Genomic DNA, 21,404 nt, shown 5'->3' on the forward strand with positions numbered 1-21,404 from the left:
GCCTTTCGAGGACTACTCCCGGGATGCGGCGAGCAGGACGAACCGTCCGTCCGGATCCACCCATTCGTGCCGGACCACGAATCCCGCGTCGGCGAGTTCCTGCGAGATTCCGACGAGGCGGAACTTCGCGGAGATCTCGGTCCGGATCTGCTCACCCTCGGCGAAGGAGATCTGCAGGTCGAGGCCCGGGATCGTCACGTCCATCGCCTCGGTCGCCTCGAGGCGCATCTCGATCCACTCGTTCTCCGGGTCCCAGACGGCGCGGTGCACGAACCGGGCGGGATCGAAGTCGGCGCCGAGCCGGTCGTTGAGCACCCGCAGGACGTTCCGGTCGAACTCCGCCGTCACGCCGGCCGCGTCGTCGTAGGCGGCGATCAGGGTGTCGCGGTCGATGACGAGACCGGCGCCGAGGAGCAGCCACTCGCCGGGATGGAGGATCGCGGCCGTCCCGGCGAGGAACTGTGCGCGTTCGCTCGGGACGAGATTGCCGATCGTGCCGCCGAGGAACGCGATCGCGCGTTTCCCGCCGGCCGGCAGATGCGTGAGCGAATCGGTGAAGTCGCCGACAACCCCGTGCACCGTCAGGTTCGGATACTCCGCCGCCAGCCGGGTGACGGCCGACCGCAACGCCGGTTCGGAGACGTCCTGCGGCACGTAGGTGTGGAGATACGGTTCGAGGGCGTCGAGCAGCACGTGCGTCTTCTCGGACGACCCGGAGCCGAGTTCGACGAGCATCTCGGGGCGGGCGGCATCGGCGAAGTCGGCGGCGTGCTGTCGCAGCAGTGCGAATTCGGTGCGTGTCGGATAGTACTCGGGCAGTCGCGTGATCTCGTCGAACAGTTCGCTGCCCCGCGCGTCGTACAGCCAGGTCGGCGACAGGTACTTGGGATCGGACGTGAGTCCGCGCCGTGCGTCCTCGCGCAGTTTGGCGTCGAGGTCCTCGGGGCGCAGATGCACGTCGACGATCACGGTGAACCGACCTCCAGTGGTGAGACGATGAGTTTGCCCGGCATCGCGGCGACGAGATGCCGGTCGGGTACGGGTTTCCAGCGGCTGTCGTCGTCGAACGGTTCGGACGCCACGATCGCGACCTGCTCGTCGACGAACGTCCACAGCGAGTGGTACCAGGCGGTGGCCCAGATCCCGGATTCGTTGCACAGCAACATGTTCAACCGTGATTCCGGTGCGAGTTCCAGCACGTCGTGGACGAGTGAGATCAGCGCCGGCTCGGGATCGGCCGAGCGCAGACGCGACTGGAGCAGGAGCCACAGCGTGGCAGCATCGGTCGGTGATTCGAGCTGCAGCAGTTCGGCGACGGGAAGCGCGCCGGCGAGGGTGACGAGCGATCCCGGCCAGCCCCGGACGACACCGTTGAGACTGAACGCCCACCGGTCGTCGGAGAAGGGCGCGGCCGCCGACCGTTCGACGGGCATCCCCTCGGTGGCCGAGCGGGTCGCGGCGACGACGGTGCGCGACCGTATCGACGTCAGGCCTTCACCGACGAAGGGATCGGACCAGATCGGCAACGCCGACCGGTAGCGCCCGAAGGTGCCCTCGGCACTCCACCATCCGACACCGAATCCGTCGGCGTTGATCGTGCCTCCCCCACGCATGTCGGTGGGCGCCCACGACTGGCGGAGCAGCGAGTTGGTTCCGGTGGACAGCAGTGCCGCGACGTTCGTCTCCGGCCCGATGTACGCCAGATGTCTACACATCGCCCGTCCCGTACGCGACGCGGAGCCCGGAGAAGATCTGACGGCGGATCGGCAGATCCCAGTTGCGGAAGGTTCCGCGGCACGCGACCTCGTCGGTTCCGAACGAGCCTCCGCGCAGAACCCGGTGTCCGTCGCCGAAGAAGACCTCCGAGTACTCGCGGTACGGGAACGCGCGGAAGCCCGGATAACCGGTGAACGGTGTGGACGTCCACTCCCAGACGTCGCCGATCAGCTGGTGCACCCCGAGCGGTGACGCTCCCTGCGGATACGCGCCGACGACGGCGGGACCGAGATGACGCTGACCGAGATTCGCGTGCTCGGGACCGGGATCCTCGTCGCCCCACGGGAATCGGCGGCTGAGCCCGGTGGCCGGATCCCAGCGTGCCGCCTTCTCCCATTCGGCCTCGGTCGGAAGACGTCCACCGGCCCAGCGGGCGAACGCCTCCGCCTCGTGGAAGCACACGTGCACGACCGGCTCGTCCGGGTGCAGCGGCATCGTGCGGCCGAAGGCCGTTCGGCTCCATCCGGTTTCGTCGCGACTCCAGAACTGCGGGGCCTCGAGACGGGCGTCGAGGCGGTGCTGCCAACCTGCCTCGCTCCACAGTTCGGGCCGCTCGTAACCGCCGTCCTCGACGAACCCGAGGTAACGGCGGTTGGTGACGGGCACCGCGTCGAGTTCGAACTCCGGCACCTCGACGACGTGTGCCGGGCGCTCGTTGTCGAGGGCCCACGGATCGGTGGACGTGCCCATCTCGAATGCGCCGGCGGGGATCCGGACACGTTCGGTGTCGCGGACGGTTCCGGTGCGCGGCGCTTCCGGCGCGTCGAGCAAGGGTGGACCCTGCCGTAACTGGTGCGTCGCGAGCATCGTCTCGCCGTGCTGCTGTTCGTGCTGCGCGACCATCGCGAATACGAAACCCTCGCGGGTCAGATCGTCGTCGAATGCACTGTCTTCGAGCACATCCCAGGTGAGCTCGCGGACGGCACGCGCGTAACGGCGGGCGGCGTCGGGGTCGAGCAGTGGCAGCCCCGTGCGGGTCGCGCGGGGATGCCGGAACGCGTCGTAGAGATCGTCGATGTCGCCGCGAACCGCAGGGCGCCTGCCCGCGACCCGCACGAGCCAGCGCTCCTCCTGGTTGGCGATGTGCGCGAGATCCCACACCAGCGGGCTCATCAACGGCGAATGTTGTGCGGTGAGATCCTGTTCCGGCACGGAGGCGAGTACCTCGGTGCGGGCACGCGCCCGCTCGAGGTGCCGCCTGAGCGCAACACGAGCAGGTGTCACCGCACCTCCTCACCCGGCGCCAGACCGCGCAGGCACCGTGCCGCGGCCGCGTCGAGCGCCGCGGTGAACCGCATGTCGCGGGAGGACTCCGCCGCGAGCGAGAGCAAACCCGCCGCGGCAGCACGCAATTCGAGCGAGGCGAGACCGACGCGGGCCGCCTCGGACCACTGGTCGCGCACCGGCGCGGCGATCGCGCACGCCTCCGCGGAGACCTCGGGCGCCGACAGCAACGCCTCGAGAGCCGCGACGGGCACCTGCCACGACTCGGCCGGCTGGGCGTCGAGATAACGCACCTCGAGATGCCCGCACGGACGAACAGGCGGGAACAGCGTCGTCATGTGGTAGTCGAGGTCGTCGATGGTGGGTCGACGGTGGATGTCGGCGTCGAGCTCGCCCGCGAGCCACGCCGCGAAGGTGGCGCCGGGCGGTGCGTACCATTCGGGCATTTCCGAACGCACGCAGGTCAGCGGTGCGTCGAGCACCCACGCGGGGTAGTCGGCGGGATGGTCGACGTGACCGAGGGCGGGATCGAGTTCGAGCCACGTGCGCATCCGCTGCGACGCCCAGTCGCCCTCCGGAGCACCTCGCAGCCGGGGCGAGCACGCGAAGGCCGCGATCATCGCCGGGCCGATGGCGTGGAGCAACTCCCAGCGCTGCACCACCTCTGCCTCGTCGCGTCCCGCGTCGACGGAAACCTGTATGGACGCAGTGCTGTTCATCATCAACCGGCCCATCGGGCCGATCCGGTCGTAGCGGAGTTCCATCGCTCCGTAGCGCGGGGTGCGCAGCAGACGGTGGGGAGGCCGCACCTCGTCGGCGGCGCGGTCGAGCATGGTCACCGACCGGCGGGCCAGCAACGCCCGGAGCATGCGGAGGTCGGCCGTGAGCCGATCGCACACCTGCCGTGCCGAAGTGCACGGCACGCTCGACAGCTCGATCTGACCACCCGGCTCGACGCTGACCGCGCTGCCCGACGGCAGGGGACGGGCCGACGACGACGGCGCTACCGTGCGCGGCGCGTGGGGCCCGAGGGCCTCGACGAGCCTCGTGAGTTCGGGACGCGATTCGGTGCCGTCGGCCCGCGCGGTGAGCCATTCGAGCTCGACCCCGATCAGCCTGGGGATTCCCAGCCGGAATGCCCTGCTGCGGACGTGGTCCTCCGCTGCTGCTCGGGAGCCGAGGTCCTTGCGGGCACGGGAGGCTGCGGCATCGACTGCCATTGCCATTCGTCCACCCCCTCGGCCGGTGCGCCAGGTCTGCGGTCGAGACTAACCCGCCGGGGGACACGACGCGCGGATAACGCACCGGTGCGTGCGCGAACGCACTCCACCGGGCAGGCTCGACCCCGACGATACGGACGACGGAGGAGGTGAGCGGCCCGTGCTGGACCTCCAGGCGGCCCGACGCGACACACCGGGATGCTTCGATCGGGTCTTCCTCGACAGCGCCGGCTCGTCGCTGCCCCCGGCACCGGTGCTCGAGACGATGCTCGCGCACCTGCGCCGCGAGGCCGAGATCGGCGGGTACGTGGCGGCCGACGAACGGCTCGACGACCTGACGGCCGTGAAGACCTCGCTCGGCCGCCTGTTCGACGTGCCGGAGACCTCCCTCGCGCTGTCCGACGGCGCCTCGCGGGCGTGGACGTCCTTCTTCTACGCGGTGCCGCTGCGACCCGGCGACCGCATCCTGATCTCTCAGGCCGAATACGCCGCAAACGCGATCGCCGCGCTGCAGCGCGCGCGGGCGACCGGCGCCACCGTCGAGGCCGTTCCGTCCGATCCGTCCGGCCGCGTCGACGTCGAGGCGCTCGAGGGGATGCTCGACGAACGGGTGCGGCTGGTGTCCGTCGTGCACGCCCCCACCAACGGCGGGCTCGTCAACCCGGTGCGGGAGATCGCCGACGCCGCGCACGCGGTCGGGGCGCTCGTGCTGCTCGACGCGTGCCAGTCGGTGGGGCAGCTGCCGGTGAGCGTGCCCGAACTCGACGTCGACGCACTGTCGGGCACCGGGCGCAAGTGGCTCCGCGGGCCGCGCGGCACCGGTTTCCTCTACGTTCGGCCGCGCCTGGTGAGCGAACTCGAACCGGCCGTTCTCGACCTGCACAGCGCCTCGTGGACCTCGGCCGACAGCTACGAACTCGCTCCGGACGCCACCCGCTTCGAGATGTGGGAGGCCGGAGTGGCGGCCCGGCTCGGGCTCGGCGCGGCCGTGGACTATCTCCTCGATCTGGGTGTCGACGCCGTGGCCGAGGCGGTGGCCTACCGGGCCGGGCACGTGCGCGAGGGGCTCGCGGGCATCGACGGCGTCACCGTCACCGACCTCGGCGAGCAGCGCAGCGGCATCGTCTCGTTCACCGTGGACGGCCGCGACCCGCGGGAGGTCCGCGACGCCCTGGCCGAGCGGTCCGTGACGGTCACGGTCAGCAGCCGCAGTTCGACGCTGCTGGACATGACCTCGCGCGACCTGCAGTCGGTGGTGCGGGCGTCGCCGCACTACTTCGTCTCCCCCGCCGACGTCGACAGGTTCCTCGCCTCGGTGCACGACATCGCCCGGTCGTGAAGCTCACGCGCGTCGACGACAGGGCTGTTTGTCCCTGATCGACGTCGTCCGGTAAAGTGGTTCGAGTTGTCTCGGCGAGGGTGAACCGCAATATCGCTGGATCACCGTGATCGACGCGGCTGCGACGGAAGCAATGTGCTCCCCGGTCGCACGTGTCGGATCCGTTCGTTCGAGAACACCCGACCACCAAGTGCCACCAGCGTAGGAGCCGTCACATCATGTCCGACGAGAATCGTCTCGTAGCCAGCGTCCGCACCGAGTTCGGCAAGGGTGCCGCACGCCGCGCCCGTCGCGCCGGCCAGGTCCCCGCCGTCCTCTACGGCCACGGCACCGAGCCCCGGCACCTCGCCCTCCCCGACCTCGAGTTCGCAGCCGTGCTGCGTAACCACGGCACCAACGCCATCCTCACCCTCGACGTCGACGGCGAGGATCAGCTCGCGCTGACCAAGTCGGTCGTCGTCCACCCCATCCGTCGCTACATCGAGCACGCCGACCTGCTCGTCGTGAAGAAGGGCGAGAAGGTCACCGTCGAGGTGCCCGTCGTCCTCTCCGGTGAGGCCGGCTCCGGCACGCTGGTGGTCAACGAGGTCAACACGATCAAGCTCGAGGCCGACGCCCTGAACATCCCCGAGGAGATCACCGTCTCGATCGAGGGCGCCGAGGCCGGCACCCAGATCCTGGCCGGTGGCGTCGAGCTGCCCGCCGGCGCGACCCTGCAGGACGATCCCGAGCTGCTGCTCGTGAACATCGTCGAGGCTCCCTCCGCCGACGCCCTGGAAGGCGCCGAGGGCGAAGAGACCGCAGAAGAGGCCTCCGAGGAGGCCTGAGCCTTCACCGGCTCCCTGTGAAGTCACTCGTGCGGCGCGTCATCCCTTCGGGGTGGCGCGCCGCACGTCGTTCGAATGCACGGAAGGATCAGTTCGTGGGCGACGACGCCGCGCTCGTGGTCGGTCTCGGCAACCCCGGCCCGAAGTACGAGAACACCCGGCACAACATCGGATTCATGGTGGCCGACGTGCTGGCCGGACGCGTCGGCGGCAAGTTCTCCGCGCACAAGCGCAGCAACGCCGACATCGTGCAGGCCCGGCTCGACGGGCGGCAGGTGATCATCGCGAAGCCGCGCACCTACATGAACCTGTCCGGCGGTCCGGTCGCCTCCCTGGCCAAGTTCTTCTCGGTCGATCCCTCGAACGTGATCGTCCTACACGACGAACTCGACCTGGACTTCGGCACGATTCGGCTCAAGCTCGGCGGTGGCGAGAACGGGCACAACGGCCTGCGGTCGACCTCGTCGGCGCTCGGCACCAAGGACTACCTGCGGGTCCGGATGGGCATCGGCCGCCCTCCCGGCCGCCAGGATCCCGCCGACTTCGTGCTCAAGCCGTTCTCGGCGACCGAACGCAAGGAGCTCGACGTGTGGTGCGAGGAAGGCGCCGACGCCGTCGAACTGCTGCTGAGGCTCGGCCTCGAGGGCGCCCAGAACCGCATCCACTGACCGCCCGCCTCCGCCGAGGCCGGCGCGGTCGCAGCGGCGTCGCGTGGCGCGGTGCTCAGGCCCGCGTCAGCAGTGCCAGCGAGGTGCCGCGACGCAGCTTGCCCGAGGAGGTCTTCGGGATGCTGCCGGGACCGAGTACCGCGACCGTGCGGGGCCGCACGCCCACCTCGGCGACCACCGCGTGCACGACGTCGTGTTCGATGCGGCGCACCTCGTCGGGGTGGTCGAAGAGTTTGGTCTCCACGGCCACCGCGAACGATTCGCGCTTGTCCCCCGCGTCGAGCCGGATGGCGACGGCGTTGCCGGGACGCACCCCGTCGACGGTCCCCGCCGCTCGCTCGATGTCGGTGGGATAAATGTTGCGGCCGCCCATGATGATGACGTCCTTCACCCGGCCGCACACCACGACGAGACCTTCCTCGGTGAAGTAACCCACGTCGCCGGTGTCGAGCCAGCCGTCGGCGTCCTGCGCGGGTACGGGTCCGTCCACGGTGAGATAGCCGTGCGTGACGGCCTCGCCGCGCAACTGGATGATGCCCACGCCGCGGGGTGGCAGCACCTGTCCGTCACGGCCGACGACCCGGCCCTCGAGACCGGCCACGAGACGGCCGAGGGTGGGCATGCGGCGCGTGTGGGTGCGGTTGGTCGGCACGGCCATCCCGCCGGCCTCGAGCAGGTCGGGGTCCACCACGTCGAGCACCATCCCGCGTCCCGGATCGGGGACCGACACCGCGAGCGTGGTCTCGGCCATCCCGTAGGAGGGCGCGAGGGCGGACGGGTCGAGACCGAAGCGCTCCCCGGCCTCCGCGAGGGCCTCCATCGTGTCGGGATCGACCGGCTCGGCGCCGTTCCACATCCAGCGCATCGACGACAGGTCGAGCGCGCCGTCCGGCGCCTGCGACAACTTCCGGGCCAGCAACGAGTACGCGAAATTCGGTGCTGCGGTGAGCGTTCCGTGATACTTGCTGATCAGCTCCGCCCACAGGATCGGAGAGCGCAGGAAGTCCAGCGGCGTGACCGACACGACCTCGGCGCCCACCTGCATGGGGACGCTGAGGAAGGCCACCATGCCCATGTCGTGGAACAGCGGCAGCCAGCTGATCATGACGTCGTCGTCGAGCGAGAACTTGACGCGGTCCATCATCGCCGTCGCGTTGGCGTAGAAGTTGCCGTGCGTGATCCGCACCGCCTTCGGCGAGCCGGTGGACCCGGACGTCAGCTGCTGGAGCACGATGTCGGACTCCGCCGTGTCGACGGGATCGACGGGCCTCCCCTCCCGCATCCGCTCCACGGTGACGACGGAGATGCCCCGCTCGCGCAGCAGCGGCTCCGCGATCTCGAAGGGTGCGCCGAGCACGACGGCGCGGGCGTCGATCATCCGCAGGACCACCTCGGTGTCGCGCGACCACATCTGCAGGTCGGTGCGCGGCGTGGGCTGGTGCAGCATCGTCACGCTTCCGCCGCGCATCCACACGGCCTGGCAGACCGGTGCGATGTCCACCGGTTGTCCTGCGAGGACACCCACCGCGTCGCCGGGTCCGATACCCGCCGCGGCCAGTGCGCCGGCCATGCGGCGGGCCTGCCGGTGGATCTCTCCCCAGTTCTGCCGCAACGGCGTATCCGGTTCGCCGGTGACCAGAGCCCCGGTGTCCGACTCCGCCGTCGCGTACATCTCCTCGGTGAACCTGCTCACGACCCGCTCCTCGTCCGGTGGTGCACGACCTCGATCAAGATCCGGTAGTTGCACATCAGCGTGCGCCGTCGAGTGGTCGGTATGGGCCGGCCTCGGGGAAACGTGATCGAATCTGGCGGAAATCGACACCGAATCGCCGAGTAACATGGACGAGTTGGCGGCGATAGCGCCCCTACTCCCTGCCCCCTTCGAGAGGTTTTTCCCGTTGAGCACCCCGCACGCTTCGGCCGACAGTCAATCCACCGGCACGACGGAGCCTGCGCAGTCCTCCGGCACAGCGAAGCCCGGGGCCGCGAAGGAGGTCAGAGCCGAAGCCGAGCGCAGACGCACCTTCGCCGTCATCTCCCACCCCGACGCCGGTAAGTCGACGCTCACCGAGGCGCTCGCCCTGCACGCGAAGGTCATCTCCGAGGCCGGCGCGGTCCACGGCAAGGCCGGCCGCAAGTCGACGGTCTCCGACTGGATGGAGATGGAGAAGGCCCGCGGCATCTCCGTCAGCTCCACGGCCCTGCAGTTCAACTACACCCGCTCGGACGTCGCGGGCACCGACGACGAGGTCGTCAACGTCGTCAATCTCGTCGACACCCCCGGTCACTCCGACTTCTCGGAGGACACCTACCGCGTCCTCACCGCCGTCGACGCCGCCGTCATGCTCATCGACGCGGCGAAGGGTCTCGAGCCGCAGACCCTGAAGCTGTTCCAGGTGTGCCGCCACCGAGGCATCCCCGTGGTCACCGTCATCAACAAGTGGGACCGACCGGGCCGGACGCCGCTGGAACTGCTCGACGAGATCGACGAGCGCATCGGCCTGATGCCGACTCCCCTGTTCTGGCCCGTGGGCATCGCCGGCGACTTCCGCGGTCTGCTGCGTCGCGGCGAGGACGGAGACGCGGCCGAGTACATCAAGTTCACCCGCACGGCCGGTGGCGCCAAGATCGCGCCCGAGGAGCATCTGTCCCCCGCCGAGGCGCTCGCCCTCGAGGGCGACACCTGGGTCGAGGCCGCCGAGGAGTCCGAACTGCTGTCGTCCAACGGCCAGGATCACGATCAGGAATTGTTCCTCGCCGGGCAGACCTCGCCGGTGATCTTCGCGTCGGCGATGCTCAACTTCGGTGTGCGGCAGATCCTCGACACCTTGGTCACGCTCGCACCGCCACCGCATGCCCGTCTCGCCATCGACGAGACCGCTCGCGAGGTCGACGATCCGTTCAGCGCCGTCGTGTTCAAGGTGCAGGCCGGCATGGACACCGCCCACCGCGACCGGCTCGCGTTCATGCGTGTCGTCTCGGGTGTGTTCGAGCGCGGCATGGTCGTCACGCACGCGCAGACCGGTAAGCCCTTCGCCACCAAGTACGCGCTGACGGTCTTCGGCCGCGAACGTTCCACGGTGGAGAACGCCTATCCCGGCGATGTCGTCGGCCTGGTCAACGCCACCGCGCTGGCGCCGGGGCATACCCTCTACGTCGACAAGAAGGTGGAGTTCCCGCCCATTCCGTCGTTCGCGCCCGAGCACTTCGCGATCCTGCGGGCCGAGAGCGCCTCGAAGTACAAGCAGTTCCGCAAGGCCGTGGACCAGCTGGATTCCGAGGGCGTCGTGCAGATCCTCCGCAACGACGTCCGCGGCGACGCGTCGCCGGTGATGGCGGCCGTGGGTCCGATGCAGTTCGAGGTGGTCGCGGCGCGGATGAAGGCCGAGTACAACGTCGACCCGAAGATCGAGCATCTCGGCTACTCGCTCGCGCGTCGCACCGATGTGGCTTCGGCCGACGAACTGAACCGCCAGCGCGGCGTGGAGGTGTTCACCCGGTCGGACGGCGTGCTCCTCGCTCTCGTCAGCGACAAGTGGCGGCTGCAGTACATCCTCAAGGAGTTGCCGGAGCTGACTCTCGAACCGTTGGTCGCGGCGACCGACTGAGCGTCCCGGCGACGCCGGACGGGTGGTGCGTCCAGCGGATTTTACTGATACTTTCCCTTTCGTCGATCCGACGTATTCGGGTGGAATCAGGAGTTGTGTCGATGAACGACGACGTACCGGCCGCAGCCGGTGAGGACCTGTCGTCCGGTGGGACGGCGGATACGAGCAGGCGATCCGGACGCGCGAAGCGCTCGGGCACCTTCGTCTACCCGCTGCCGAGCACTCCTCTTCCGAGCAGTACCCCGCTGACGAGCACGCCGGATCCCGGAACACACCGCATGAGCGTGGGGGATGCATCGTCGCTCGAAGGTGACCCGGCCGGCGGGGTGGGCGCCGGCAATTCCGAGGAAGGAACGACCCTGGTGAGCAGCACCGGCACGAACGGCTCCGCGAGTGGGCCCGCCACCACCACGACGACCCCGACGGCCACCGAGAGCCTGGGCACGATCACCGCACCGGGTCCGGTCCCGTCACGGCGCAATTCGATGGGCGTGGCGTCGGTGCGTATCGCCGCGCGACTCGCACAGAACGAACTGACCTCCCGCGACTCCCGCAGCACCGGAGCGCACGGCGACCCGCGTAGCACCGGAGCGCACGGCGACCCGCGTAGCACCGGATCGCACGGCGACCCGATAGCGGACAACGATGAACTGCTCACGCTGCTCGGCGAGTACCTGCTGGCCGGTGGACTCGAGAAGCCCGAGATCCACGCGACCCTCGGTGGGCAGCCGATCGTCGTCGACCTGCAGGTACCGCAGCGTCACGCCCGGTAGAGGTCACGCCCGGTAGAGACGGGCAGGTCGCGGGTTATCCGTCGCCGAACAGTGCGGCGATCGCCGCCGGATCGACGTCCTCGAGCGTCGCGGGCGACCACTGCGGGTCGCGGGTCTTGTCGACGAGCACGGCGCGTACACCTTCGATGAAGTCCGGCGTCGCAGCGACGCGCACGGCGACGTCGAGTTCGCGGGCGAAGCATTCTTCGAGCGTGCTCTCGGCACCGCGTCGCATCAGTTCGGCCGTGGCCCACACGCTCGTCGGCGACAACGACCGCAGGGCCGTGCGAGTCTGCTCGGCCCACTCGGCGTCGATGTCGGCGAGGCTGTCGAGGCGGGTCACCATGTCGAGCACCGTACCGTCGCCGAACACCGTCTCGATGTCGGGGAAACGCTGCGCCAGGGAGGATTCGGGGGTCGGTTCGACGAACTCGTCGAGGGCGTCGCGCCACTGCCCGGCGCGGATGCGGTCGGCGAAGTCGTCGATGCGGGCACTGGGCACGTAATGCGTGGCCAGGCCGACGGCCAGCGCGTCGCCGGCATCGATGCGGGCGCCGGTGAGTCCGAGATACATCCCCACCGCATCGCACCGCGCGGTGGTGCCGCGCAGGCGCGGGAGGAAGTGGCTCGACCCGATGTCGGGAACGAACCCGATGGCCGTCTCGGGCATGGCCATCGTGGTCTTCTCGGTGGTGACGCGCACCGCGCCGTGCACCGAGATACCGAGCCCGCCGCCCATCGTGACGCCGTTGAGGACCGCGAGATACGGCTTCGGGTAGGTGGCGACCAGCTCGTCGAGGCGGTACTCGTCGGCGAAGTACTCGCGGACGGTGTCGAAGCACCCCTCGAGGGCCAGCTCGCGCACCGGCTTGACGTCGCCACCGGCGCAGAACGCGCGGTCGGACGTGCTGGTGACGAGCACGGCCGTGACGGCCGGGTCGTCGCGCCAGGCGAGAAGCGACGAGCGGATGTCGCGGATCATCGACCGGTCGAGCGCGTTGAGCGCACCGGGACGGTCGAGTTGCACTTCGCCGACTCCGTTGGCGACGCGTGTGCGGATGAAGGACTCGTTCACGGGCGGGAGCCTACCGGTCGCGGGCGACTCGTCCCGGCCACGCGACACGTCACGGATGAAGTTCCTCGGTGACCCACCGGTCCCCCGCACGCCGGTAGCGATACCGCAGGTGCCGCCGGCCGGGATCCGCCTGCCAGAACTCCACGGCCTCAGCGGCGACGCACCACGCCGTCCAGTGCGGCGAGACGAGGTCCGGATCGTGTTCGAGCGCGGTCAGGCGTTCCCGTACGAGGTCGTCGTACTCGGCGGAATCGGTGAGGACCTCGCTCTGGTGTCCCGTGGATGCGACGGCACGGGCGAAGACCGACCGTTCCCGGAAGTCGCGGGCACACACCTCGGGTGGGCCGGCCAGGACGGGTCCGCGCACGCGTACCTGCCGGCCGAGTTCGCGCCAGTACACGGTGAGCGCGGCGGCCGGTGTCGCGTCGAGCTGGCGGCCCTTCGGGGAACGGTCGTCGCCGGAGAACCACCAGCCGTCGTCGGTGACGTCCTTGATCAGCAGCATGCGCGCGTCGGGCGTCCCGGACGGGTCGACGGTCGACAGGGTCGCTGCGTGCGGCTCGGCGACGCCGGCCTCGGCCGCCTCGGTGAGCCAGCGGAGGAAGGTCTCCTGCGGCGTCGCGGCCGGTGCGAACGGCGGCGCGGACGCCGTGAGGGTGGGCAGGGCCCGGATCCAGCCGCGGGTATCGGGAAACTCACTGCGACGCGCGATCTCACTCATCGCCGCATGGTACCGATTCGGGAGCTCACTCCCGAGGTGGCGGCAGCTTGCCGGTCAGCGGGCCGACGAGCATCCAGCGATGCCCGAAGGGGTCGAGCAGGGTGGCGTTGCGATGACCGTGGGCCTCGTTGATCCACCTCTCGACCGAACCGCCGGCCAGACGGGCGCGGGTGAGCACGGTGTCGGTGTCGGCCACCTCGAGCATCAGGCTCACCGAGACCGCCCCTTCCTGCGGCGCCGTGAGTCCGAGTTCGGGGAATTCGTCTGCGAGATAGATCATTCCGCTGGGGAACCGCAGTTCGGCGTGCCCGACGCGACCGTCGTCCATGACGACCGGTTCGGCGGTCAGCGAGGCTCCGAAGACCCGGGTGTACCACTCGATCGCCTCGTGGGCCCGCGGCACCGTCAGATAGGGCAGCGCCCCCGGACGGGGAAAATCGCCGGAACCCTCCGAGACCATCTCGTCGTTCCCGCTCAGGACGCTTTCGGTTGCTGCAGCAGCGCCCATCGATTGGTCGTCAACCGGACCGAAGGCGAGTCGCCCATGCATGTGACCGTCTCCCAGTTGCGTTGATATCCGGTGCGGCTGATCCGCCAGCATCCGTCGTCGCCGAGGCTGTACCGATCGTGATAGTAGGCCGAGCCGCGCAACATCATCCCGTCCTCCGGGATGATCACGGTGTCGGACAGCAACCACACCCCGGTGGCGCTGCGGCCGTCGTCGGCGATGTCGATCTCGGGATGGGAACAGGTGTGCTCCGTGATCAAGCGCGTTCCCAGCGTGTTCTCGAGGAAACCTATGAAGGCGTCGCGTGAGTCGAAAACGAGATGCTCCCCGTAGACGGCGTGTGCGTCGGGGGTGAGGGTGTTCGCCAGCTCGTCCCAGTCCTTCGTATCGAGCGCTCGCGCATAACGGTATTTGAGCCGCGTGATCTCCGCTACCGCCTGCACATCCATCGTCGGCCTCCCATTGGCGCCCCCCTGCGAGTATTCGCATTCCAGGCTAGCCCGGACGACCGGCGCAGACGGCCGGAATCACACTGTTACCAGGCAGCATTCGATCGCGATTCGGTCACGGGAGGGCGTGCCGGTCACGACTCGGGACGACGCAGCGCGCGGATGGTCGCGTCGACGACGAGTTCGGCGTAGTCGTCGTCTACGTTCTGGTCCGGGGTGGCCAACGCGAAGAGGGCATGACTGAGCACGGTGCCGGTGACCATTTCGAGCAGCAGCGTCGCCGAGGTGTCGGCGGGGAGTTCGCCGCGCTCGACGGCGCGGTGCACGATCGTGCGCGCCGCGAGCACGCGGCTGCGGTTGAGGGTGTGGATCAGCCGGGCGAGCAGTTCGGGGTTGGCACGGGCGTCGAGCGCGACGCGCAGGCTCACCAGGCCGGGGGTGGTCCGGTAACCGCGCAACAGCTGCCGGGCGAGTTCGACGAGATCGGATCGGAGCGCGCCGGTGTCGATGGGCACGGGCAGCGGGCTGCGCGCTTCGAGGGCCTGGACCAGCAGGTCGTCCTTGCTCGACCACCGGCGGTAGAGGGCGGCGCGCCCCACCCGCGCGCGTCGTCCGACCGCGTCGAGCGTGAAACCACGCCAGCTCGTCTCGGAGTACACCTCGAGCACGGCGTCGAACACGCGGTCCTCCAGGTCGGCGTCGCGGGGGCGTCCGCGGCGGCGCGGTGCGGGTGCTTCGGTCACGTCGGGAAAGTGTGCCAGACCACTCCTCGATTTACAGACTGAAATCGTCCGCATTAAGCTGGCGGCGTCCTCCTCCCCCAAGAGCAGACCGAAGGAACGCCATGACCGACCCCACTCGGGTTCCCGTCGTGATCGGCGTCGGCGACCTGCGCTCCGGCCGTGCCGGTGCGCCCGCCGACCCGCGTGAACCGCTCGACCTCATCCACGAGGCCACCCTCGCCGCGATCGCCGACTCCGGCGCCGATCTCGCCACGCGGATCGACACCATCCACGCGATCAAGACCGCGAGCTGGAACTACGACGACCTGCCGGGCCTGCTCGCAGAACGTCTCGGCGCGACGCCCGAGCACACGTCGACCACGCCGATCGGCGGCCACTGGCCGGCGGCCCTGCTCGATCGCATCGGCCACGACATCGCCGCGGGCACCAGCACCGTCGCGCTGCTCGTCGGCGGCGAGGCGCAGGCCTCGGCGACCAACTCGTACAAGGCCGGAACGGATCCGGTCACGCTGGGATGGACCACCGCCCCGGGCGGCCCCGCGCCTATCAGCAACAAGGACCTCGGCAGCCCCGCGATGCAGCGCGCCGGGATGATCGTCCCCACGCGGGTCTACCCGCTGTTCGAGAACCGGCTCAGCCACGATCTCGGGCACTCGCGCGAGAAGTCGCTCGACTGGTCGGCGACGCTGTACGCCGCCTTCTCCGAGTTCGCCGCCGAGAACCCGGCGTCCTGGAACCCCGAGCGCCGCACCGCCGACGACATCCGCACCATCGCCGGCAAGAACCGCCTCGTCACCGACCCGTACCCGCTGATGGTCAACGCGATGCCGTTCGTCGACCAGGCCGCTGCCGTGGTCGTCACCTCGCTCGCCGTGGCCCGCGAATTCGGTGTCCCCGACGACCACCTGCTCTACGTGTGGGGCGGCGCCGGCGCGACCGAGCCCTCGGACGTGCTCGCCCGCGGCGACTTCGGACGCTCCGCCGCACTCGACGATGCGCTGCGGCGCACGCTGTCGGCGAGCGACCTGCGTCCCGGCGACTTCGACATCATCGACGCCTACAGCTGCTTCCCCGTGGTACCGAAGCTGCTCATCGAGCAGCTCGGCCTCCCCCGCGACACCGTCCCGTCGGTGACCGGCGGCCACTCCTTCTTCGGCGGCCCGCTCAACAGCTACACGCTGCACTCGGTGGTGTCGGTGGCCAAGCGGCTGCGCCAGGACGGCGAGCTCGCCCTCGTGCACGGCAACGGTGGCTACCTGACCTACCAGCACGTCGTGGTCCTCGGCTGCGCGCCGCACACCGACGGTTACGTCGGCGACCCCGAGCACGTGCTGCTCGAGCCGTCCGCGCCGGAGACAGCCACCGATTACAGCGGCGAGGTCCAGATTGTCACCGCCACGGCCGAATTCGGTCGCGACGGCAACCCGTCGATCGGTTTCCTCGTCGGCCTCACCCCCGACGGCCGGCGTGTCTCCGGCCAGACCGACGCCACCGGCGCCGCAGTCCTCGCCGCCGGAGCCGACATCGTCGGCGAGACCGTCCACGTCACCGACGACGGCGGCATTCTCACCGTCACCCGCATCGAACACCTGTGCCCCGAGGAGTACCGGTCGTGAGCGAACCCGTCGTTCACGTCGAGAAGCGCGAGCACGTCCTGCTCGTCACCATCAACCGCCCCAAGGCGGCCAACAGCATCAACGCCGACGTGCACCAGGCACTCGGTGAGGCCTGGGACCGCGCCGAAGAGGACCGCGACGTGCGCGTCGTGGTGCTCACCGGCGCAGGCGGCGCCGTCTTCTGCGGCGGCGCCGACCTCGAGGCCCTCGGCACCAAAGGACCGGACGGCGTCACCCCGCCCGAAACCGCCCACTGGGGCTTCGCCGGTGTCGTCAAGCACCACATCTCCAAGCCCGTCATCGCCGCGGTCAACGGCGCCGCGCTCGGTGGTGGCACCGAACTCGCCCTCGCGAGCGATCTCGTCGTCGCATCCGAAACCGCCGAATTCGGTCTGCCCGAGGTGCACCGCGGCCTGATCGCCGGTGCCGGCGGCGTGTTCCGCATCGGCCAGGCCATCCCCCGCGCCGTCGCGATGGAACTCGTCCTGACGGGCAAGCCGATGTCGTCCGCCGACGCGCTGCGCTGGGGCCTCGTCAACCGGGTCGTCCCACAGGACGAGCTCCTCGACACCGCTCTCGCTCTCGCCGCCGACATCGCGAAGGGCGCCCCGCTCGCCGTGCAGGCCAGCAAGACCGTCGCCCGCGGCATCATCGACGGCAACGTCCCCGCCGAGGACCTGCCCTGGGAACTCACCGACAAAGCCCTCGCACGTCTCACCACCAGCGCCGACACCCTCGAAGGCGTCATGGCCTTCATACAGAAGCGCGAACCCGTCTGGAAGGGCGAATAGGCATGACCACCACCGAAGTGATCCGCTGGGACACCGACGAGCAGAAGGCACTTCGTCAACTCGCTGCCGACTTCACCCGCAAGGAGATCGTCCCCCACCTCGACGAATGGGAGCGCGCCGGCGAGATCCCGCGCGAACTGCATCGCAAGACCGCCGACGCGGGCCTGATCGGCGCCTCCGTCGCAGAGGAGCACGGCGGGTCGGGCGGCACCGCCCTCGACATGCTCGCGATCCTCGAAGAGATCATCCTCGCCGGTGGTTCGTCGGGCCTGATCTCGGCGCTGTTCAGCCACGGCATCGCCACCCCGCACATCGTCTCGTCGGGCAACACGACCTGATCGAGCGGTTCGCGCGTCCCGCGCTCAGCGCTGCTTCGACCTGACCGTAGGCCTCTGCCCGAATCAGGGGGAGGAAATGTGCGACTTTCCTTGCGGAAGCGCATATTTCCTCCCCCTACTCGTGTCAGTCACGCGCACGGAGCATCTCCAGGGCGACGACGACCACCACGGCGGAACGCGCGAGCCGGGACTGCGGGAGATGCGTAGAGGTACCGGATGTTTCGGTGACGGACATGGATCCTCCTGATGGGCGTTCCTTCTGACGACGCCCATCCTGCGACCTCGAGCCGACTCGAGATCAAGAGGATTCAGTCGAGATCTTCGGCGAGCTCCATCCATTGCTCCTCGGCCGCTTCCTTCTCCGCGACCACCTCACGCAACTGCGCGTCGAGTTTCTGCAGCCGGTCAGGATCGGTCGCCGCCTCCGCGAGGTCGTGGTGCAGCTTCTCCTCCTTCTCGGTCAGCTTCGCGACGAGACGCTCCAGGCGCGACAGTTCCTTGCGCGCGGTGCGTTCGGCGGCACCGTCGCGCTTCTTCGGCTGCTCGGCGGCGTCACCGGTCTTCGAGACGGTCGACGCCACCGACGGCACGTCGCCGTCGCCCATGGCCGCGCGCCGGCGCAGGTACTCCTCGATGCCACCGGGAAGGTTCGTCAGGCGGCCGTCGCCGAACAGGGCCCACGTCGAATCACAGATGCGTTCGACGAGATACCGGTCGTGGCTGATGACCACGAGGGTTCCGGCCCAGCCGTCGAGCAGGTCCTCGAGCTGCTGGAGGGTGTCGATGTCGAGGTCGTTGGTGGGCTCGTCGAGGAGCAGCACGTTCGGTTCGGCCATGAGCACGCGCGTGAGCTGCAACCGGCGACGCTCACCACCGGACAGGTCGCCGACGGGGGTGCGCTGCCGCGCCGGTGTGAAGCCCAGACGTTCGGCGAGCTGACCGGCGGAAATCTCCTTGTCGCCCAGTGTGATCCGCTCGGCGACGTCCTTGACGGCGTCGAGCACCCGCATGTCGGTGGGCAGGTCGTCGAGTTCCTGCCGCAGCCAGCCGATCTCGACGGTCTGCCCCTGGACGCGATGTCCCTGCGCCGGTTCGAGTTCGCCCGCGAGCGTGCGCAGCAGGGTCGTCTTGCCCGAACCGTTGACGCCGACGAGACCGATCCGCTCGCCCGGACCGAGACGCCAGGTGAGGTCGCGGACCAGTTCGCGCCCGTCCGGGGTGGTGAGGGTGGCGTCCTCGAGTTCGATGACGACGCGGCCCAGGCGGCGCTTCGCGAACGATGCCAGCGCCACCGAGTCGCGCGGCGGCGGCACGTTCGCGATCAGCGCTTCGGCGGCCTCGATGCGGTACTTCGGCTTGGACGTGCGGGCCGGAGCTCCGCGACGCAGCCACGCGAGTTCCTTGCGCGCAAGATTGCGGCGGCGTTCTTCCATCGCGTCGGCCTGGCGGGCACGCTCGGCGCGCGCGAAGATCCAGTCGTTGTAGCCGCCCTCGTAGCTCTCGACCCGGCCGTTCACGACCTCCCAGGTGCGCGTCGCGACGGTATCGAGGAACCAGCGGTCGTGGGTGACGACGACGAGCGCGCTGCGCCGCGACAGCAGGTGCTCGGCGAGCCACTGCACGCCTTCGACGTCGAGATGGTTCGTGGGCTCGTCGAGGACGAGCAGGTCGAGATCCTGCACGAGGGCTGCGGCGAGGGCGACCCGGCGACGCTCACCACCGGACAGACCGTCGACGACCGCGTCGAGACCGAGATTGTCGATGCCGATACCGGTGAGCACCGAGCGGATGCGCGCATCACCGGCCCACTCGTGCTCGGCCACATCGAGCGGCCCGAGGACCACCTCGCCGACGGTCGAGCCCTCCGGCAGACCGCCGCGCTGCGTCACGACGGCCATGCGCAGACCGTTCACGCGGCTCACCCGGCCCGAATCGGGCTCCTCGATGCCGGCGAGCACCTCGAGCATCGTCGTCTTGCCGCCGCCGTTGAGGCCGACGACACCGATCCGCTCCCCCTCGTTCACGCCGAGGGACACCGAGTCGAGTAACGGCTTGATGCCGAACGACTTCGAGACCTGTTCGAGGTTGATCAGATTCGCCACGTGGAGGAACGCCTTCCGAGAATTGCGGGGATGTACTACAGGATCAGGAGTGTGCGGGATCGGCGTCGCCGACGACACGGGCTCCGGGCACCGGACCGGAGGCGACCCGCACCGTACGGCACACACCGGCACCGGCGAGTTCGGCACTCACGGTGACGGCGGCGTGCTGGTCCTCGACGAGGAACGCGCAGGTGGGGCCGGAACCGGAGACGATGCCCGCCAGGGCCCCGGCCTCGACACCCGCCCGGAGCGTGCGTCGCAGCATCGGGTCGAGGGACAGGGCCGCGGCCTGCAGGTCGTTGCCGAGCAGCGGCGCGAGCTGGTGGGCGTCGCCGGAGCCGAGCGCGGAGAGCACGGCATCCGCGCTGCCGATGCGCTGAGGTTCTCCCTCGGCACGCAGCCGGTCGAGTTCACGGAAGACGACCGGTGTGGACAGGCCCCCCTTCGCGAGGGCCAGTACCCAGTGGAAGGTGCCGCGGGTGAGGACGGGGACGAGGCGCTCGCCCCGCCCTGTTCCGATCGCCGTTCCGCCGTGGAGGCAGAACGGCACGTCGCTGCCGAGGCGGACGGCGAGATCCGCGAGGTCCTCCCGGGGCGCCCCGATGCCCCACAGTGTGTCGAGCGCGACCAGCGTCGCGGCAGCGTCGGCGCTGCCACCGGCCATTCCGCCGGCCACGGGGATGCCCTTGTCGATCGTGATCGCCACGTCGGGTGTACGTGCGGCCCGTTCCGCCATCATCTCGGCGGCGCGCCACGCCAGGTTCGTCGAATCGGTAGGTACCGACTCGGCGCCCGCGCCGCGCACCGTCACGCTCAGGGTGTCGGCCGGGACCACCGACACCTCGTCGTACAGGGACAGAGCCTGGAAGACGGTGTGCAGGTCGTGGTAGCCGTCAGGACGGAGGTCACCCACCGCGAGATGCAGGTTGACCTTGGACGGGACCCTCACTGTCACGGGGGTCGGCACGACGGAAAGCACGAGTACAGAGCTTACTCGGGATACGGATGCTTCCCGACCGCCGCGGCCACGCTCTACGATCGATCGACTCTGAACACTCTGGAGGAAATGTGACTCGTTCCGTACGTAATGCGGTCGCCGTCTGCGCCGTCGCCGTGGCGGCCACCATGGGAACCGCCGGCGTCGCCTCGGCCGAACCGGCTCCGCCGCGCGTCTGCTCGCTCGGCGACCTGGTCCTGCGCTCGCTGAATCTCGTGGACTGCGTGACCCCTCCCACGGGCTCCGCCGGAATGGCGACCGGCTCCGCCGACTCGGCGGGCTCGTCGACCGGTTCGTCGAACTTGGGCATCACCGGTTACGGGGCAATGATCGGCTGACCGGACGAACGAATCCGGGCCGGCACCCTGAGGTGCCGGCCCGGATTCGGAGAGTTATCGGTATCAGCCGATGACGTTCACGCCGGTGGCCTGCGGGCCCTTCTGGCCCTGGCCGATCTCGAAGCTCACGCGCTGGTTCTCCTCGAGGGTGCGGAAGCCGCGGCCCTGGATCTCGGAGAAGTGCACGAAGACGTCAGCGGAGCCGTCCGAGGGAGCGATGAAGCCGAAGCCCTTTTCGCCGTTGAACCACTTCACAGTACCTTCAGCCATGTTGCTGTCCTTCACTTGCAG

At 69.5% G+C, this 21,404-nt stretch carries 22 protein-coding genes; 9 read left to right on the forward strand and 13 right to left on the reverse strand.

Annotated elements, in window-relative coordinates:
• Window positions 1-12: 12 nt before the first annotated feature.
• From egtD to egtA, 4 genes are read right to left on the reverse strand one after another with little or no spacing between them, the layout of a single operon-like run.
• Window positions 13-969, reverse strand: coding sequence for an L-histidine N(alpha)-methyltransferase (egtD, locus tag AC6CID_RS03945; protein WP_006553842.1), 957 nt, complete (start codon window positions 967-969; stop codon window positions 13-15).
• Entirely contained in the window at window positions 966-1,715 is a 750-nt protein-coding gene (gene egtC / locus AC6CID_RS03950) for an ergothioneine biosynthesis protein EgtC (RefSeq protein WP_006553841.1), read from the reverse strand. The genes egtD and egtC overlap by 4 nt, the downstream gene beginning before the upstream one ends.
• Window positions 1,708-3,000 (reverse strand): ergothioneine biosynthesis protein EgtB, encoded by a 1,293-nt coding sequence (gene egtB, locus AC6CID_RS03955; protein WP_217580068.1) that lies wholly within the window; start codon window positions 2,998-3,000, stop codon window positions 1,708-1,710. Before egtB ends, egtC begins: the two co-directional genes overlap by 8 nt.
• Complete coding sequence (egtA, locus tag AC6CID_RS03960) at window positions 2,997-4,226, reverse strand: ergothioneine biosynthesis glutamate--cysteine ligase EgtA (RefSeq protein ID WP_037216302.1); 1,230 nt, start codon at window positions 4,224-4,226, stop codon at window positions 2,997-2,999. Before egtA ends, egtB begins: the two co-directional genes overlap by 4 nt.
• 154 nt (window positions 4,227-4,380) lie before the next feature.
• On the opposite strand from egtA, the gene AC6CID_RS03965 reads away from it, so the two are divergent.
• The 3 genes from AC6CID_RS03965 (at window position 4,381) to pth (ending at window position 7,054) form a co-directional block, all read left to right on the forward strand.
• Window positions 4,381-5,559: an aminotransferase class V-fold PLP-dependent enzyme gene (locus tag AC6CID_RS03965; RefSeq protein WP_498353601.1), complete on the forward strand. Its 1,179-nt coding sequence runs from the start codon at window positions 4,381-4,383 to the stop codon at window positions 5,557-5,559.
• A gap of 218 nt (window positions 5,560-5,777) precedes the next feature.
• Complete coding sequence (locus AC6CID_RS03970; protein WP_006553837.1) at window positions 5,778-6,386, forward strand: 50S ribosomal protein L25/general stress protein Ctc; 609 nt, start codon at window positions 5,778-5,780, stop codon at window positions 6,384-6,386.
• Between the two features lie 95 nt (window positions 6,387-6,481).
• A complete protein-coding gene (pth, locus tag AC6CID_RS03975) occupies window positions 6,482-7,054 on the forward strand; it encodes an aminoacyl-tRNA hydrolase (protein WP_006553836.1) in 573 nt (190 codons plus the stop codon).
• Between the two features lie 55 nt (window positions 7,055-7,109).
• Here the strand turns inward: pth and AC6CID_RS03980 are convergent, their stop codons facing one another.
• Window positions 7,110-8,747 carry a fatty acyl-AMP ligase gene (locus AC6CID_RS03980; protein WP_006553835.1) on the reverse strand — a complete coding sequence of 546 codons (1,638 nt, stop codon included), beginning with the start codon at window positions 8,745-8,747 and terminating at the stop codon, window positions 7,110-7,112.
• Window positions 8,748-8,952: 205 nt separating this feature from the next.
• On the opposite strand from AC6CID_RS03980, the gene AC6CID_RS03985 reads away from it, so the two are divergent.
• Together AC6CID_RS03985 and AC6CID_RS03990 are read left to right on the forward strand one after the other, a co-directional pair.
• Window positions 8,953-10,662, forward strand: coding sequence for a peptide chain release factor 3 (locus AC6CID_RS03985; RefSeq protein ID WP_498353602.1), 1,710 nt, complete (start codon window positions 8,953-8,955; stop codon window positions 10,660-10,662).
• 95 nt (window positions 10,663-10,757) lie between these two features.
• Window positions 10,758-11,435 carry a hypothetical protein gene (locus tag AC6CID_RS03990; RefSeq protein WP_217580071.1) on the forward strand — a complete coding sequence of 226 codons (678 nt, stop codon included), beginning with the start codon at window positions 10,758-10,760 and terminating at the stop codon, window positions 11,433-11,435.
• Window positions 11,436-11,469: 34 nt separating this feature from the next.
• Here the strand turns inward: AC6CID_RS03990 and AC6CID_RS03995 are convergent, their stop codons facing one another.
• From AC6CID_RS03995 to AC6CID_RS04015, 5 genes are all read right to left on the reverse strand, one after another.
• Window positions 11,470-12,510, reverse strand: a complete 1,041-nt coding sequence (locus AC6CID_RS03995; protein ID WP_217580072.1) for an enoyl-CoA hydratase/isomerase family protein — start codon at window positions 12,508-12,510, stop codon at window positions 11,470-11,472.
• A 49-nt stretch (window positions 12,511-12,559) separates the two neighbouring features.
• On the reverse strand, window positions 12,560-13,231 hold the full coding sequence (locus AC6CID_RS04000) for a pyridoxine/pyridoxamine 5'-phosphate oxidase (RefSeq protein WP_006553831.1): 672 nt from the start codon (window positions 13,229-13,231) through the stop codon (window positions 12,560-12,562).
• Window positions 13,232-13,256: 25 nt separating this feature from the next.
• On the reverse strand, window positions 13,257-13,691 hold the full coding sequence (locus tag AC6CID_RS04005) for a VOC family protein (RefSeq protein WP_024103221.1): 435 nt from the start codon (window positions 13,689-13,691) through the stop codon (window positions 13,257-13,259).
• A gap of 14 nt (window positions 13,692-13,705) precedes the next feature.
• Window positions 13,706-14,188, reverse strand: a complete 483-nt coding sequence (locus tag AC6CID_RS04010; protein WP_024103220.1) for a nuclear transport factor 2 family protein — start codon at window positions 14,186-14,188, stop codon at window positions 13,706-13,708.
• A gap of 134 nt (window positions 14,189-14,322) precedes the next feature.
• On the reverse strand, window positions 14,323-14,931 hold the full coding sequence (locus AC6CID_RS04015) for a TetR/AcrR family transcriptional regulator (RefSeq protein ID WP_024103219.1): 609 nt from the start codon (window positions 14,929-14,931) through the stop codon (window positions 14,323-14,325).
• 101 nt (window positions 14,932-15,032) lie between these two features.
• Here AC6CID_RS04015 and AC6CID_RS04020 point away from each other — a divergent pair, with 101 nt between their 5' ends.
• From AC6CID_RS04020 to AC6CID_RS04030, 3 genes are read left to right on the forward strand one after another with little or no spacing between them, the layout of a single operon-like run.
• Window positions 15,033-16,547: a TLP1 C-terminal extension domain-containing protein gene (locus AC6CID_RS04020; protein WP_024103218.1), complete on the forward strand. Its 1,515-nt coding sequence runs from the start codon at window positions 15,033-15,035 to the stop codon at window positions 16,545-16,547.
• Window positions 16,544-17,338 (forward strand): enoyl-CoA hydratase/isomerase family protein, encoded by a 795-nt coding sequence (locus AC6CID_RS04025; protein ID WP_220666129.1) that lies wholly within the window; start codon window positions 16,544-16,546, stop codon window positions 17,336-17,338. The genes AC6CID_RS04020 and AC6CID_RS04025 overlap by 4 nt, the downstream gene beginning before the upstream one ends.
• Window positions 17,339-17,340: 2 nt before the next feature.
• On the forward strand, window positions 17,341-17,676 hold the full coding sequence (locus tag AC6CID_RS04030; RefSeq protein ID WP_064060580.1) for an acyl-CoA dehydrogenase family protein: 336 nt from the start codon (window positions 17,341-17,343) through the stop codon (window positions 17,674-17,676).
• Window positions 17,677-17,984: 308 nt separating this feature from the next.
• Here AC6CID_RS04030 and AC6CID_RS04035 read toward each other — a convergent pair whose 3' ends face one another.
• Window positions 17,985-19,778, reverse strand: coding sequence for an ABC-F family ATP-binding cassette domain-containing protein (locus AC6CID_RS04035; protein WP_498353603.1), 1,794 nt, complete (start codon window positions 19,776-19,778; stop codon window positions 17,985-17,987).
• A gap of 43 nt (window positions 19,779-19,821) precedes the next feature.
• Window positions 19,822-20,757: a 4-(cytidine 5'-diphospho)-2-C-methyl-D-erythritol kinase gene (locus AC6CID_RS04040; RefSeq protein ID WP_037216304.1), complete on the reverse strand. Its 936-nt coding sequence runs from the start codon at window positions 20,755-20,757 to the stop codon at window positions 19,822-19,824.
• An 89-nt stretch (window positions 20,758-20,846) separates the two neighbouring features.
• Here AC6CID_RS04040 and AC6CID_RS04045 point away from each other — a divergent pair, with 89 nt between their 5' ends.
• A complete protein-coding gene (locus tag AC6CID_RS04045; RefSeq protein WP_006553821.1) occupies window positions 20,847-21,113 on the forward strand; it encodes a hypothetical protein in 267 nt (88 codons plus the stop codon).
• A 63-nt stretch (window positions 21,114-21,176) separates the two neighbouring features.
• Here the strand turns inward: AC6CID_RS04045 and AC6CID_RS04050 are convergent, their stop codons facing one another.
• Window positions 21,177-21,383 carry a cold-shock protein gene (locus AC6CID_RS04050; protein WP_006553820.1) on the reverse strand — a complete coding sequence of 69 codons (207 nt, stop codon included), beginning with the start codon at window positions 21,381-21,383 and terminating at the stop codon, window positions 21,177-21,179.
• Window positions 21,384-21,404 lie beyond the last annotated feature (21 nt).

Source organism: Rhodococcus sp. GQ147 (assembly GCF_059759155.1).